Source organism: Ochrobactrum sp. PL_is483 (assembly GCF_055816855.1).
In genome coordinates, this window is record NZ_JBVPGS010000030.1 from 186,008 (window position 1) to 200,970 (window position 14,963).

Below are 14,963 nucleotides of genomic sequence, written 5' to 3' on the forward strand. Positions count from 1 at the left end.
GGCGGAATTTTACTCCGCCCTTTCGTCAATCATCCGAGTTCAGGACTTCCGCGCTTCCTTGATCGCTTCGAGCAGTTCCGGCTCCTTCATGACACCGCCATAAAGCTTGGTGCCGATGACGAAGGATGGCGTGCCGCCAAAATTGAAGGCTTCGCCCTGATCCATATTGCGCTCAAGAATGGCATTGATGCGCTTGGAATCGGCCTTATAGGCAGCGTTCAGCTTTACCGGATCAAGCCCACCCTTCTTCAGCGCCACGTCCACCTGTTCCGGCGTAAGGCGGCCTGGCGTTGCCATCAGCGCTTCCATGGCCTTCACATAGTTGCCGGACTTTTCCGCAGCCAGAACCAGACGCGCGGCATAGGCCGAGGTGTCGCCGAAGATGATCCAGTCCTTCATGACGAGGCGGACATTGCCGTCATTCTTGACCACGCGCATCAACTCGCCATGCCCCTTCTTGCAGTAGGGGCATTGGTAGTCGAAATATTCCACGATGGTGACATTGCCGTTCGGGTTGCCCAGAACCGGGATTTCCTTGTCGTAGAGTACTTCCGCAACCGTCGGCACGCGCTGTGCGAGGCTTTCGCCGCCCGAAATGGCAATCGTTGCGGCACCTGCCGCCGTTGCGGCCAGTATCTGACGACGGTTCATCATGAGCTTGCTCCTTTGCCCGATTGGGATTTATCCAACACGACGACACGCGCACCGGAATTGGCGCGCTTGTAGAGATCGAGGATGTCCTGATTATAGAGGCGGATGCAGCCGGACGATGCGGCCTTGCCCACAGACCAGGGCTCGTTGGTGCCGTGGATGCGGTAAAGCGTGTCCTTGCCATCGCGATAGAGATAAAGCGCGCGGGCACCGAGCGGGTTGCGGATGCCGCCCTCAAGGCCCTTCGCGTATTTTGCGTAATGCTCCGGATTGCGCTTGATCATGTTGGCGGTCGGCGTCCAGCGCGGCCACTGCGCCTTGTAGGCGACCTTGGCATCGCCCGAGAAAGTCAGGCCCGCGCGGCCAACGCCCACCGAATAACGGATCGCCTTGCCGCCCGGCTGCACGAGGTAGAGATAGCGCGCATAGGGATCAACGACGATGGTGCCGACAGGTTCATTCGTGACATAGTCGACTTCGCGGCGCAGATTGCGCTCCGAGATCTTGTTGACATCGAGCGCCGGGATGAGATTGCCGCGGTCGTTCACCGCGCCATACATGGAGGCATACTCGCTTCTTGCCGTTTGCACTTCCGGTGCAGGCTGGCTCACCGGCTCGGCTGCGACAGGTTCGGGCGCGACGGCCGCCGGCTGCGGCATGGTGACGGCAATGGGCCGGTCCGCCGACGCGGTCGTGCATGCCGCGGCAACAAATGGCAAGCAGGCCACAAGCGCGATCCGCACCAGGGATGCCCGGGCACCCCGCTTTTCATCAGATACAGTCAATTTCAAAGCCCCCAGGCCAGTTTCAATACAGTGATCATTGCTTCCGGCCCGCGCTCACAAGGCCGACCGAACGTTCGATAGAGGCGGCCGTGACATCGCCCACCAATCTGGTCCCTTCCGCTTCCTTGCTGATGCGATCGAAGAAGATCATCGTCGGCGGACCGGCTACACCAAGCTTTGCCATCAGGTCGGCATTGCCTTGGGTCAATTCAGAAATATCTGCCTTGACCAGCTGATAGCCTTCCAGCGCCTTCTTCACGTCAGCATCGGGCAAAACCCGGCGCTCCACGGTGGAACAGCTCACGCACCAATCCGCCGTGAAATAGACAAGCGTCGGCTTGTCGCCGCGCGCTTTGCCAAGTTTCTCCTGAAGGGAAGAAACAGTCTCGACCGGCGCAAATTGCAGCGCGGCCAGATTCTGATTGCCGCCACGGTTACCGAATGCGGCCAGCGGTTGCAACGGGTCTTTTCCACCAGAAGCCACGCCAAGCATCAAAATGACACCGTAAACGAAAGCTGCCGTGCCGATGGTGCGGGCGACAACGCTGCGCCCCGGAATTTTGAGGAATGCGAAACTTGCAGCCCCGAAAAGCAGAAGCGCCCACAGCACCATGTCCACGCCGGGCGGCAACAGCGGCGCGGCCATGAAGATTGCGGTGGCGAGAAAACCGAAGCCGAAAACCTGCTTCACCGTTTCCATCCATGCGCCTGCGCGTGGAAGCGTGCCTGCGCCGAGCGTTGCGAAAGCAATGAGCGGCAGTCCCTTGCCGATGCCAAGCGCAAAGAGGGCGGAAGCGCCGAGCGCGACATTGGCGGTCTGCGCGATATAGAGCAGCGCCCCTGCGAGCGGCGCCGTCACGCAAGGGCCGACAATCAGCACCGACGAGAAGCCGAGAATCGCTGCCGAGCGTTTTGAACCCGTGCGCTGGCCGGTCCGCGACGAAATCGCGCTGACCCATGAATTGGGAAGCTGGATCTGGAACAGGCCGAACATGGACAACGCCAGAAGCGTGAAGATTCCGGCGAGGGCAAGGGCAGTCCATTTCGATTGCAGCACCATTTGCAGATTCTGCCCCGACCAGCCTGCGATTGCGCCGACCACGGCGAAGCCCAGCGCCAGGCTGACGACATAGACGGACGAAAGCACGAAGCCGCGCTTTGCCGTCAGTTTCTCCCCTTCCCGCGCCAGCGTTCCGGCCAGGATGGGATAGATGGGAAAAACGCAAGGGGTGAAGGCAAGCAGCACGCCGAAAGCCAGAAATGCGGCGATCACCAGCCCGGTGCCGCCCCGGTCAAGCAGCCCCTCGACCATGCCCTTTTCGGGTGCAAGGGCGAAGGCCATGTCTTGCGGGGTTGGTTGCGATGCAGCCGGAGCAAATACCGATGCCTGCGTCAACGCCTTGGCCTTCTGCCCCATTTCGCTCGATATTGCGAGCGTGACCGGATCGATGGTCCTCGTTTCCGGACGGTAGCAGATGCCGTCTTCCTGACAGCCCTGATAGGTCAGTTCCAGCGGCTTGCCATCCGCCTTCACGCTTGCTGTGGCGTGGGTGTAATAGACTTCAAGCCGCCCGAAATTCGGGTCGTCTTTCGGCAGGCCGGGTTGCGTGTCGACGGCAAGCGCGTTTCCCTGCCCGTCCTTCGCCTCTATGTGGTCGCGATAAAGATAATAACCGTTTGCAATCTGCCAGTTGAGCACAAGACGGCCATCCGTATCCTTCGTTACGCTCAGGCGGAAAGCCTGATCGACCGGCAGGGGGTTCGCGGCCAATGCCGGGCCAAGCGCGAGAAACAAACTGATGAAGAAGCCGGCAAGGCTCGCAAGGAAACGCATTATGATTTTCCGCACAAATTCGATTCGGGACAAATTTATCATGTTGCAAGAGCCGAATGTGCCCGTCACCTTAAGGCAGCCTTAAGGTGACGCGGGGAAAAGCCCGTGCCGGGTTAAACATCAATAAAGGCGGAAACGGGATTTCATGCGCATACTCGTGGTGGAAGACGACATAATCCTTCTCGACGGACTGACCGTCGGGCTGGGGCTTGCCGGGTTCACCGTGGATGCCGTTTCCAGTTGCGGCGATGCGGAAGCAGCGCTTGCCGCGCAGAATTACAATGCCGTGGTGCTCGACCTGATGCTGCCCGATGGTTCCGGCCTCGATATTCTGAAATCCATGCGGCGCGCCCGCGACGAGACGCCGGTTCTGCTGCTGACCGCGCGCGACCAGGTGCCCGAGCGCATTGCGGGCCTTGATGCCGGTGCGGACGATTATGTCGGCAAGCCCTTCGATCTGCACGAGCTTGCGGCCCGCGTGCGCGCAGTTGCGCGCCGGGGCGCCGGACGCGCCAATGCCCTGCTTGAGTGGCGCGGCGTCGAGCTCGACCCGGCGGAAATGTCGGTGCGTTTCCATGGCGAACCCGTCCGGCTGACCCGGCGCGAATTCTCGATCCTGCGCGCCTTGATGGAGCGACCCGCTGCCACCTTCTCCAAATCCTCGCTGGAAGAGGCGCTTTATGGCTGGCAGGAGGAAGTGGAAAGCAATGCGGTGGAAGTGCATATCCACCATCTGCGCTCGAAACTCGGTTCTGATTTCATCGAAACGGTGCGCGGGGTCGGCTACCGTCTGGCAGGGAAAAACGCATGAATTCCATTCGCAGCCGCCTGACCGGCATACTGATCGGCGTGACATGCCTTGTCTGGCTTTTCGCGGTGGTGTGGATTCATATCAGCACCCAGTCGCAGCTTGAAAAAGTGCTCGATGCACGCCTGATGGAGGCCGCGCGCATGGTCAATTCGCTTCTGACCGAGCATCGGGTGGAGGTGGGGCCGGAAGGCGATGGCGGGCAGCTCTCGCTGAAGCCGATGCCGGATTTTCCGCTCTATGACCGGCAGCTGTTCTGCCAGATATGGGCGCTCGACGGCAAGCTGGTGGGCCGCTCCGAAAGCGCGCCCGGCGTGCGGCTTACCAATGTGGCGAACGGCTTTTCCAATACCGAAGTTGCGGGCGACCGCTGGCGGGTATTCGCGGTGGAAAATACCCAGCTTGGCCTGCGCGTCATGGTGGGCGACAGCCTGAGCGTTCGCGAAAGGCTGGTGCGGAATGTCGTGACCGGCCTTGTCCTGCCCGCCCTCTTGATGCTGCCCGTTCTGGCGCTCATGATCTGGCTGTGCGTGCGGCGCGGCCTCAATCCGCTGAGCCGCCTTGCGTCGGTGCTTTCCAAGCGGCGGGCGGAGGATTTGCGGCCGCTTCCCGAACAGAATTTGCCAAGCGAAATTGCGCCCGCCGTCACGGCGCTGAACGGGCTTTTCCATCGCGTTGAAGAAGCGCGCGAGCGCGAGCGCAACTTTGCGATCTTCGCCGCGCATGAGTTGAAGACGCCGCTTGCCGGGCTCAAGACACAGGCGCAGATTGCCGAAAGCGCAAAGGATGACACCATGCGCGCCAATGCGGTGCGCCAGATCGCGGCGGGCGTCGACCGCACCAGCCGCCTTGTCAACCAGTTGCTCGATCTGGCGGCACTCGAAACCGGCGAGGAATTGGAAACATCCGCATATGAACCGGCGTGCCAGCTTCTGGTCGCGGTTTCCACCGACATGCGGATGCTCGCGGCGCAGCGCGGCGTTTCCATCGAACTGCCGCAAAACATGCCTCTGGTGCAACTGCCCTCCCCGCATCTCTTCACGCTTGCGGCGCGCAACCTGATTGAAAATGCAGTCAATCACTCGCCGAAGGACGGAACCGTGCATTGCCGCATCGAGACGGAAAACGGAAAGCTGCGGCTTGTCGTGGAGGATGGCGGCCCTGGCATTCCCGAAGGCGAAATGCCGCATGTGACCGAGCGCTTCTTCCGCGGCACGCACCGCAACGAGACCGGCAGCGGCCTTGGCCTCGCCATCGTGAAGATGGCAGTTGAGCGGATGAGCGGCGAATTTCAGCTGCAAAACCGCCCCGAGGGCGGTCTTCGGGCGGAATTCGTCGTTCCCGGCATACCGATCGGCTGATCTGCCGGAAGGCGGAAACACGACCGCCTTCGGCGCTGCCACAATTCTTTCCGCCGCTCTTTGATTTAGATCAATGACACCCGCCTCCCGGGCGCAGATAGGAAACCTATCGCTATTGCTGTCTCATCCGAGGCAGCTCTTGTCATGCGCTGCGAGGGGATTTCATGAACTACGCCGCTGGAACAGTCCTTTCCGGTCTGGGAGCACTTTTTGCCGTGCTTCTGGCCGGATTTTCCCATGATGAGCTGTTCAGAAACCATATGTGGATTCTGTTCGCTACACTGGCCATCTTCACCATTCTTCTGATGCGGAATGCCAATTACGGCCTGACGCCCAAAAAGGTCGACCAGTCCACCTATATGGACGGCCCGATCCGCTATGGTGTCATCGCAACGGTTTTCTGGGGTGTGGCCGGTTTTCTGGTCGGTGTGGTTATCGCCGCGCAGCTCGCCTTTCCCGATCTCAATCTGGAACCCTATCTGAACTTCGGCCGTCTGCGTCCGCTGCACACTTCTGCGGTGATCTTCGCCTTCGGCGGCAATGCGCTGATCGCATCGTCCTTCTATGTCGTGCAGCGTACCTGCCGCGCCCGCCTCATCGGCGGCGACCTCGCATGGTTCGTGTTCTGGGGCTATCAGCTCTTCATCGTGATGGCCGCGACCGGCTACCTGCTCGGCATCACGCAGAGCCGTGAATATGCGGAACCAGAATGGTATGTCGACATCTGGCTCACCATCGTCTGGGTCGCCTATCTGGTCGTCTTCCTCGGCACGATCCTGAAGCGCAAGGAGCCGCATATCTATGTGGCGAACTGGTTCTACCTGTCCTTCATCATCACCATCGCCATGCTGCACATCGTCAACAACCTGGCGATTCCGGTCTCGTTCCTCGGCGTGAAGAGCTATTCCGCCTTTGCAGGCGTGCAGGATGCAGTGACCCAGTGGTGGTATGGCCACAACGCCGTCGCCTTCTTCCTGACGGTGCCCTTCCTGGCCATGATGTATTATTTCGTGCCGAAGCAGGCAGAGCGTCCGGTCTATTCCTACCGCCTGTCCATCGTGCACTTCTGGTCGATCATCTTCCTCTATATCTGGGCTGGCCCGCACCATCTGCACTACACCGCTGTTCCCGATTGGGCGCAGACGCTCGGCATGGTCTTCTCCATCATGCTGTGGATGCCGTCCTGGGGTGGCATGATCAACGGCCTGATGACGCTTTCGGGCGCATGGGACAAGGTCCGCACCGATCCGATCATCCGCCTGATGGTCGCGGCCATCGCCTTCTACGGCATGGCGACCTTTGAAGGCCCGATGCTGTCGATCAAGGCCGTCAACTCGCTGTCGCACTATACGGACTGGACCATCGGTCATGTTCATGCGGGCGCGCTCGGCTGGAACGGCATGATTTCGTTCGCCGCCGTATACTATCTGGCGCCGAAGCTGTGGAACCGTCAGCGGCTCTATTCGATCCGCATGGTCAACTGGCACTTCTGGCTGGCGACGCTCGGCATCGTCCTCTATGCGGCGGCCATGTGGGTTGCCGGTATCCAGCAGGGCCTGATGTGGCGCGAATACGACGATCAGGGCTTCCTCGTCTATTCCTTCGCGGAAACCGTGCTCGCCATGTTCCCCTACTACGTCATCCGTACGCTTGGCGGCGTGCTCTACCTCGCCGGTGGCCTCGTGATGGCATGGAACGTCTATCAGACCATTCGCGGCAATCTGCGCAACGAAGCGCCGATGGGCGGCACCCGGACTGTTGCCGGTGCGGTCATGCAGCCTGCCGAATAAGGAGCGTGTGATTTATGTCGATACTAAAGAACCACTCCAAGCTGGAGAAAAATGCAACGCTGCTGCTGATCGCATCGCTCGCCGTGGTCACGGTCGGTGGCATCGTTGAAATCGCACCGCTCTTCTATCTCGAAAACACCATCGAGAAGGTGGAGGGCATGCGCCCCTATTCACCGCTGGAACTGGCGGGCCGCGACGTCTATGTGCGTGAAGGCTGCTATCTCTGCCACAGCCAGATGATCCGTCCTTTCCGTGACGAGGTCGAGCGCTATGGCCATTACAGCCTTGCGGCGGAATCCATGTACGACCATTCGTTCCAGTGGGGCTCCAAGCGCACGGGGCCTGACCTCGCGCGCGTCGGCGGCCGCTATTCGAACGAGTGGCACGTGCAGCATCTCGTCCGCCCGCGCGACGTGGTGCCGGAATCGGTCATGCCAAGCTATGCCTTCCTGAAGGACCGTCCGCTGGAGGCTTCCAACATTGCGGCCAATCTGAAGGCCAATGTGGCGGTTGGCGTGCCCTACAGCCAGGAAATGATCGACAACGCGCTTGACGATCTGAAGGCACAGGCCACGCCGGATGCCGACACGTCCGGCGTCGAGGCACGCTATCCCAAGGCCAAGGTCGGTGATTTCGACGGCAACCCGCAGATGATCTCGGAGATGGACGCACTCATCGCCTATCTCCAGATGCTCGGCACGCTGGTCGATTTCTCGACCTACGACCAGTCCCCCAAAGCGAGATAAAGCGGAGATTTAGCGATGGATTACAATACCATGCGCACTTTCGCCGATAGCTGGGGTCTGCTCGGCATGGCGCTCTTTTTTCTCTTCGTCGTTCTCTACGCCTTCCGGCCAGGCAGCAAGCAGCTAGCCGACCACGCGAAGGACATTCCTTTCAAGGATGACGCAAATGACTGACAAGCAAATCGACGAAGTAACCGGCGTCGCGACCACCGGCCACGAATGGGACGGCATCAAGGAACTCGACAATCCAATGCCCCGCTGGTGGCTGTGGACATTCTACGCGACCATCTTCTGGGCGCTTGCCTATGTGATCGCCTATCCGGCCTGGCCGCTGATTTCCAGTTCAACCGGCGGCATGCTCGGCTGGTCGAGCCGTGGTGCGCTGCATCAGGAAATGCAGCAGGTTGCAGCAGAAAAGCAGGGCATCATCGACCAGATCAAGGCCAAGGACGTGCACGAGATTCTGGCGGATGAAAACCTGCGCCAATATGCGATTGCCGGTGGCGCTGCTGCCTTCCGCGTCAATTGCGTGCAATGTCATGGCTCCGGCGCGCAAGGTGCGCCCGGCTATCCGAACCTCAACGACGACGACTGGCTGTGGGGCGGTTCCATCGACGACATCGTGACGACCATCCGTCATGGCGTGCGTTCGAAGGACGATGCCGACACCCGCGTTTCCGAAATGCCGGCTTTTGCCGACGTGCTGGAACCGCAGCAGATCCGCGATGTCGCCGCCTATGTGGTGAGCCTGTCGGGCACGCCGCACAATCCCGACATGGTGCCGGAAGGCAAGAAGGTTTTCACTGAAAACTGCGCTGTCTGCCATGGCGCGGACGCCAAGGGACTGCGTGAGTTCGGCGCACCGGACCTCACCGATGCCATCTGGTTCTATGGTTCCGGCGAGGACGCCATCGCGCGTCAGGTCTCGCATCCCAAGCATGGCGTCATGCCCGCATGGGAGACGCGCCTTGGCGATGCTACCGTCAAGCAGCTTGCCATCTTCGTCCATTCGTTGGGCGGAGGTGAATGAAGAAAAGGGAGTAAGGCAGTAGGGGAATAGGGGAGTATGTTTTGGTTGTGAACGTCCGAAACGACACTCCCCTTCTCATACTCCCTTACTCCCATATTCCCCTACTCCCCTTTAGCCTCTGAGCTTGCCCAGGGCCCAGTGCGGCAGGAGCGAAAAATGTCAGACGATGTCGAACGCATTGACGTTCAGGCAGTCAATTCCCCCAAGACCCGCCAATCGCTTTATGCGGCGCGGGTGAAAGTGTTTCCGAAGCGCGTGCAGGGCGAGTTCCGGCGCTTCAAGTGGATTGTCATGCTCATTACGCTCGGCATCTACTATCTGACGCCCTGGCTGCGCTGGGATCGCGGTCCCTATGCGCCCGATCAGGCAGTGCTGATCGATCTCGCCAACCGCCGCTTCTATTTCTTCTTCATCGAAATCTGGCCGCAGGAATTCTACTACGTCGCGGGCCTGCTCATCATGGCGGGCCTCGGCCTGTTTCTCGTGACCTCCGTCGCGGGCCGCGCCTGGTGCGGCTATACCTGCCCGCAAACCGTCTGGGTCGATCTTTATCTCGTCGTCGAGCGCGCCATCGAAGGCGACCGCAACGCCCGCATGAAGCTCGACAAGGCGCCATGGACCTTCGACAAGCTCTGGAAGCGCGTGACGAAACATTCCGTCTGGCTGCTGATCGGCGTGCTGACGGGCGGTGCATGGATTTTCTATTTTGCCGACGCGCCGCAGCTGCTCATGGATTTTGTGACCGGAAAGGCGGCGCCCGTCGCCTATTTCACCGTCGCCATCCTCACCGCCACCACCTATGTTTTCGGCGGGCTGATGCGCGAGCAGGTCTGCACCTATATGTGCCCGTGGCCGCGCATTCAGGCCGCGATGCTGGATGAAAATTCGCTCACCGTCACCTATAATGACTGGCGCGGCGAGCCGCGTTCGCGTCACTCCAAGAAGGCGATTGCGGCGGGCGAAACCGTGGGCGATTGCGTGGATTGCAATGCCTGTGTCGCCGCCTGCCCGATGGGCATCGACATTCGCGACGGCCAGCAGCTTGAGTGCATCACCTGCGCGCTGTGTATCGACGCCTGCAATTCGGTGATGGACAAGATCGACAAGCCGCGCGGCCTCATTTCCTATGCGACGCTTGCCGATTACAATGCAAACATGGCGCTCGCGACCAATAACGGCACGGCTTCTATCGATCCCGCCCGGGTCTACAAGGCGCCGAACAGCTTTTCTGACAAGGTGCAGAGCCTGTCGTGGAAGAAGGTGCTGCGCCCGCGCAGCATGTTCTATTTCGCCATATGGGCGCTGATCGGCCTGACGCTCGTCATCTCGCTGTCGACGCGCCAGCGTATCGGCATCAACGTGCTGCATGACCGCAATCCGCAATATGTGCTTCTGTCGGACGGATCGATCCGCAATGGTTATACAGTCAAGCTGCTCAACATGATCCCGACGCCGCGCACCTTCCGCCTTTCCATAGAAGGACTGCCGGGGGCAACGCTGACCGTTCAGGATGAAACCGCAGATGCGGGCGGCAATTACGATATTCCGGTGGAGCCGGACCGTCTGAAGACATTGCGCGTGTTCGTCACCCTGCCGCATGATGCGATTACCGAACATCGCCACGACTATGAAATCGAAGTGCGTGACGCGGACGGCGCGGAACATGCACGCTACAAGGCAACTTTCATGGCACCGGAGGGCAGATAATGTCGATCAAGTCGAAAACCGCAGGCACGTTCACCGGCTGGCACATGCTGGGCATTATGGTTGCCTTCTTCGGTGTCATTATCGCGGTCAACCTGACCATGGCCTATAACGCGATCCATAGCTGGAGCGGGCTGGTCGTGCAGAACACCTATGTCGCCAGCCAGGAATTCAACGACAAGGCTGAGACTGGTAAGGAACAGGCCGCGCTGAACTGGCAGTCGAAGCCTTCTTTTGAAAACGGCGTCTTTGCCTGGCAGCTGGCCGACCGCGACGGCAAGGCGGTCGCCATGACCGGCGGCACCGTGGAATTCAAGCGCCCGGTCGGTGATGAGCACGACACCAAGGTCACGCTCACCGTTCGCGAACCCGGCGTGCTGACCGCGCCGCTGGAACTTGGCGAAGGCGCATGGATCATGGAAGTGAATGCCGATGCCGGTCTTGAAGACCCTTATCGCCATATCATCCGCGTTCTGGTGAAGGATGGGAGGATACTATGAGCTGCTGCGTCGAGAATGCACAGATAGCGACCGTCGTTCAGGCCGTTTCGACAGATGAAATGCAGGTCGCAAGCCGTGCGCTCGGCGATGGCCTGCGCCAGCTCGACCTGTCGGTTCCCGGCGTTCACTGCGGCCTGTGCATCAAGAATATCGAGGAGACGCTCGGGAAGATTTCGGGCGTTGCCTATGTTCGCGTCAACCTGACGGCGCGCCGCGTGACCGTGCGCTGGAAGGACGGCGAGACGCCGCCCAATGTCGTCGACCCATTGCGCAGGCTCGGTTACGAGGCGCATATTTTCGACATGGCGCAGGAGAAAGACCCGACCTTCACGCGACTTCTGATCGCGCTTGGCGTCGCGGCCTTCGCTTCCAGCAATGTGATGCTGCTGTCCGTTGCGGTCTGGTCGGGCGCGGATGCCGCGACCCGCGACATGTTCCACTGGATTTCCGGCCTTATCGCCCTGCCGACGCTGATCTATTCGGGCCGCATTTTCTATGTTTCCGCATGGAATGCGCTGCGCGCGGGACGCGTCAACATGGATGTGCCGATTGCGCTCGCCATCACGCTTGCCTTCGGCATGAGCGTTTATGAAACCCTGCATCACGGCCAGCACGCCTATTTCGATGCGTCGGTGACATTGCTGTTCTTCCTGCTGATCGGCCGCACGCTCGACTATATGATGCGCGCCCGTGCCCGTTCCGCCGTGCGCGGTCTGGCGCAACTGGGTTCTCGCGGCGCGGTGGTGATCGGCGAAAATGACGAACGCAATTACCTGCCGGTCAACGAAATCCGCCCCGGAATGCGCATCATCCTTGCAGCAGGCGAGCGGGTTCCGGTCGATGCCAAGGTGGAGGAAGGCCGTTCGGAACTCGATTGCGCCATTGCATCGGGTGAAAGCGATGCGGTGCCTGTCGGCCCCGGCTCGGATATCCGCGCCGGCACGCTCAATCTTTCCACGCCGCTCGTCATTCGCGCGACGGCGGAAGCCAAGGATTCCTTCCTGGCTGAAATGGTGCGGCTGATGGATGTCGCGGAAGGCGGGCGCGCCTACTACCGTCGCCTTGCCGACCGCGCTTCCGAGCTTTACGTGCCGATGGTCCATAGCATCGCTTTCGCGGCCTTTGTCGGCTGGATGTTCTACACCGGCGGCGACTGGTATCGCTCGATCTATATCGCGATCTGCACCCTCATCATCACCTGTCCCTGTGCGCTCGCCCTTGCAGTGCCGATCGTTCAGGTGGTCGCGGCGCGCCGCCTGTTCGAAAACGGCATCATGATCAAGGACGGCTCCGCCATGGAGCGGATGGCCGAAGTCGACACCGCCATTTTCGACAAGACCGGCACATTGACCCTCGGTCAGCCTCGGCTGATCAATGCCGACGCCATCGATCCCAACAATCTGGAAATCGCCGCCGAACTGTCGCTTTATTCGCGCCATCCGCTGTCGCGGGCGCTGGCGCTATTCTCCGGCGCAAAGCCGATGACGGCCTTTACCCGTATCGAGGAAGTGCCGGGTGCCGGTATCGAAGCGGAGCTGAACGGTGCCGTCTATCGGCTTGGCAAGCGCGACTGGGCGGACAAGAGCGCCGCCCTGCCTCATGCCGACGGCCCTGAAACCTGTCTTTCCATTGATGGCAAGCTGGTCCAGACCTTCCGTTTTGAGGATCAGCCGCGTGAAGACGCTGCGGGCGCCATCGCCACACTGAAGCGAAACGGATTGAAGCTCGGCATCATTTCCGGTGACCGGCTGCCTGCCGTCGAGAGGCTTGCAGGTTATCTTGGCGTCGACAATTTCCGCGCGGAGGTGCTGCCTGCCGACAAGTCGGAACTGGTGCAGAAACTGTCGGCGGAAGGAAGCAAGGTGCTGATGGTCGGCGACGGCTTGAACGACGCTCCGGCCCTTGTTGCCGCCCATGTTTCCATGGCGCCTGCCACCGCTGCCGACATTGGCCGCAATGCAGCCGATTTCGTCTTCCTGCGTGAAAGCCTGTCGGCAGTGCCGCTTGCCTTTGCCGTATCGAAGGAAGCGGGCCGGTTGATCAGCCAGAACTTTGCGCTTTCCATCGGCTATAATATAATCGCCGTGCCGATAGCGATTTTCGGCTATGTCACCCCGCTGGTGGCAGCGCTTTCCATGTCGCTGTCGTCCATCGTGGTCGTCAGCAACGCATTGCGGTTGCGGGCCGCAAAACAAAAGCAGCAGACGCAGAAAGCAATCGCGCCTGTTGCCGCCATCAAGGAAGCGCACAAATGAGCGGACTTATCTTTCTCATCCCCATTGCGCTGTTTCTGGGCCTGCTTGGCCTTGTCGCCTTTCTCTGGTCGTTGAAAAACGGCCAGTATGAGGACCTCGACGGAGCGGCAAACCGCATTCTCCTTGATGACGAAACTAGCCCGATATCAAAATCGCGCGCAGGTCATTAACATTCGTGCCGGTCGGTCCCGGCACGAACAGATCGCCGATAGAGTCGAATGCCGTCCATGCATCGTTGTTGGCGAGACGCGCCGCACCATCCTCGCCCGCTTTTTGCAAGCGCGAAACCGTGGAACCATCGGCAAAAGCGCCCGCATTGTCTTCCGAACCATCGATGCCATCCGTGTCGGCGGCAAGCGCATGGATATTGTCATAGCCATCGATATCGAGGGCGAAGGACAGCAGGAACTCGCTGTTGCGTCCGCCCTTGCCGCCTTTCCCACGAATGGTGACAGTGGTTTCGCCGCCTGACAGAATGACCACCGGCTTTTTGAACGGACGGTCGCGGTCGGCCACCTCACGGGCAATCGCCGCGTGGACATGCGCCACTTCCCGCGCCTCACCTTCCATTGCGTCCGACAGGATCACCGCTTCCACACCGTGGCGCGCCGCCTCCTTCACCGCCGCTTCCAGCGAAACGGCGGCGGATGCAATCACGCGCACTTCGTTTCGGGCGAAAACTTTGTCGTCCGGCTTCGGCGCGTGGGCGGCTTCGCTCCTGATATGGGCAAGAACGGCTTCGGGCAAATCCAGCCGGTAGCGTTCGATGATTTTCAAAGCCTCGTCGCGGCTGGTGGAGTCCGGCACGGTCGGGCCGGAAGCCACGAAGGCCGGATTGTCGCCCGGAATATCCGAGACAACGAGCGAGAACACCGTTGCCGGATGCGCGGCGGCGGCGAGCCTGCCGCCCTTGATGGTGGACAAGTGCTTGCGAACAGCATTCATTGCCGAAATCGGCGCGCCAGAGGCAAGCAATGCCTTGTTGACGGTGATTTCGTCCTCCAGCGTCAGCCCGTCAGGGGGCGACGGCAACAGGGCGGACCCGCCGCCGGAGATGAGTGCCACCACGAGGTCATCTTCGGTCAGGTTCGACACGGCATCGAACAGCCGCCTGGAGGCGGCAAGCCCCGCTTCATCGGGGACCGGATGCGCCGCTTCGATGATCTCGATACGCTCACAAGGCGCGCCGTAGCCATAGCGCGTGACCACCACGCCCTCCAATGGAGCGTCATATTTTTCGGCCCACGCCCGCTCGAAAGCCGCCGCCATCTGGGCCGAGCCCTTGCCCGCGCCGATGACAATCGTGCGCCCTTTCGGCTTGGCCGGAAGATTGGCGCGGATCACCAGCTCAGGATCGGCAGCCGCAACGGCAGCGTCGAACAGACTGGTCAGAAACTTCTTGGGATCGGTGATGGCAGTCATGAGTTTCCCGATGCTGGCATGTTACGGCGGCACTATTCCCCGCCCGAGATATAAAATCAATGGAGCCGGCCACCTCC

Annotated in this window: 14 protein-coding genes; 10 read left to right on the plus strand and 4 right to left on the minus strand. The window is 60.5% G+C overall.

Annotated elements, in window-relative coordinates:
* Nucleotides 1-39 precede the first annotated feature (39 nt).
* The 3 genes from AC0TNJ_RS07370 to dsbD form a co-directional block, all read right to left on the minus strand.
* Nucleotides 40-654 carry a DsbA family protein gene (locus AC0TNJ_RS07370; protein WP_473770717.1) on the minus strand — a complete coding sequence of 205 codons (615 nt, stop codon included), beginning with the start codon at nucleotides 652-654 and terminating at the stop codon, nucleotides 40-42.
* Complete coding sequence (locus tag AC0TNJ_RS07375) at nucleotides 651-1,388, minus strand: L,D-transpeptidase (RefSeq protein WP_473770734.1); 738 nt, start codon at nucleotides 1,386-1,388, stop codon at nucleotides 651-653. Before AC0TNJ_RS07375 ends, AC0TNJ_RS07370 begins: the two co-directional genes overlap by 4 nt.
* A gap of 82 nt (nucleotides 1,389-1,470) precedes the next feature.
* Nucleotides 1,471-3,270 carry a protein-disulfide reductase DsbD gene (gene dsbD, locus AC0TNJ_RS07380; protein WP_473770718.1) on the minus strand — a complete coding sequence of 600 codons (1,800 nt, stop codon included), beginning with the start codon at nucleotides 3,268-3,270 and terminating at the stop codon, nucleotides 1,471-1,473.
* Between the two features lie 145 nt (nucleotides 3,271-3,415).
* Here dsbD and AC0TNJ_RS07385 point away from each other — a divergent pair, with 145 nt between their 5' ends.
* From AC0TNJ_RS07385 to ccoS, 10 genes are all read left to right on the plus strand, one after another.
* A complete protein-coding gene (locus tag AC0TNJ_RS07385; protein WP_473770719.1) occupies nucleotides 3,416-4,081 on the plus strand; it encodes a response regulator in 666 nt (221 codons plus the stop codon).
* Nucleotides 4,078-5,439, plus strand: a complete 1,362-nt coding sequence (locus AC0TNJ_RS07390) for an ATP-binding protein (protein ID WP_122000582.1) — start codon at nucleotides 4,078-4,080, stop codon at nucleotides 5,437-5,439. Before AC0TNJ_RS07385 ends, AC0TNJ_RS07390 begins: the two co-directional genes overlap by 4 nt.
* Before the next feature lie 164 nt (nucleotides 5,440-5,603).
* The gene (ccoN, locus tag AC0TNJ_RS07395; RefSeq protein WP_122000583.1) at nucleotides 5,604-7,229 is read left to right on the plus strand and encodes a cytochrome-c oxidase, cbb3-type subunit I; all 1,626 of its coding nucleotides are present in this window, start codon (nucleotides 5,604-5,606) and stop codon (nucleotides 7,227-7,229) included.
* A gap of 14 nt (nucleotides 7,230-7,243) precedes the next feature.
* Nucleotides 7,244-7,975, plus strand: a complete 732-nt coding sequence (gene ccoO, locus AC0TNJ_RS07400; RefSeq protein ID WP_473768755.1) for a cytochrome-c oxidase, cbb3-type subunit II — start codon at nucleotides 7,244-7,246, stop codon at nucleotides 7,973-7,975.
* A gap of 15 nt (nucleotides 7,976-7,990) precedes the next feature.
* Nucleotides 7,991-8,149, plus strand: coding sequence for a cbb3-type cytochrome c oxidase subunit 3 (locus AC0TNJ_RS07405; protein WP_121980627.1), 159 nt, complete (start codon nucleotides 7,991-7,993; stop codon nucleotides 8,147-8,149).
* Nucleotides 8,142-9,005, plus strand: coding sequence for a cytochrome-c oxidase, cbb3-type subunit III (gene ccoP, locus AC0TNJ_RS07410; protein WP_122000585.1), 864 nt, complete (start codon nucleotides 8,142-8,144; stop codon nucleotides 9,003-9,005). The genes AC0TNJ_RS07405 and ccoP overlap by 8 nt, the downstream gene beginning before the upstream one ends.
* A 156-nt stretch (nucleotides 9,006-9,161) precedes the next feature.
* Entirely contained in the window at nucleotides 9,162-10,712 is a 1,551-nt protein-coding gene (gene ccoG, locus AC0TNJ_RS07415; RefSeq protein ID WP_473770720.1) for a cytochrome c oxidase accessory protein CcoG, read from the plus strand.
* Complete coding sequence (locus AC0TNJ_RS07420) at nucleotides 10,712-11,209, plus strand: FixH family protein (protein WP_122000587.1); 498 nt, start codon at nucleotides 10,712-10,714, stop codon at nucleotides 11,207-11,209. Before ccoG ends, AC0TNJ_RS07420 begins: the two co-directional genes overlap by 1 nt.
* Nucleotides 11,206-13,464 carry a cation-translocating P-type ATPase gene (locus AC0TNJ_RS07425; RefSeq protein WP_473770721.1) on the plus strand — a complete coding sequence of 753 codons (2,259 nt, stop codon included), beginning with the start codon at nucleotides 11,206-11,208 and terminating at the stop codon, nucleotides 13,462-13,464. Before AC0TNJ_RS07420 ends, AC0TNJ_RS07425 begins: the two co-directional genes overlap by 4 nt.
* The gene (ccoS, locus tag AC0TNJ_RS07430; RefSeq protein ID WP_473770722.1) at nucleotides 13,461-13,634 is read left to right on the plus strand and encodes a cbb3-type cytochrome oxidase assembly protein CcoS; all 174 of its coding nucleotides are present in this window, start codon (nucleotides 13,461-13,463) and stop codon (nucleotides 13,632-13,634) included. The genes AC0TNJ_RS07425 and ccoS overlap by 4 nt, the downstream gene beginning before the upstream one ends.
* Here the strand turns inward: ccoS and AC0TNJ_RS07435 are convergent.
* On the minus strand, nucleotides 13,600-14,886 hold the full coding sequence (locus tag AC0TNJ_RS07435; RefSeq protein ID WP_473770723.1) for a glycerate kinase type-2 family protein: 1,287 nt from the start codon (nucleotides 14,884-14,886) through the stop codon (nucleotides 13,600-13,602). The genes ccoS and AC0TNJ_RS07435 overlap by 35 nt on opposite strands.
* Nucleotides 14,887-14,963 lie beyond the last annotated feature (77 nt).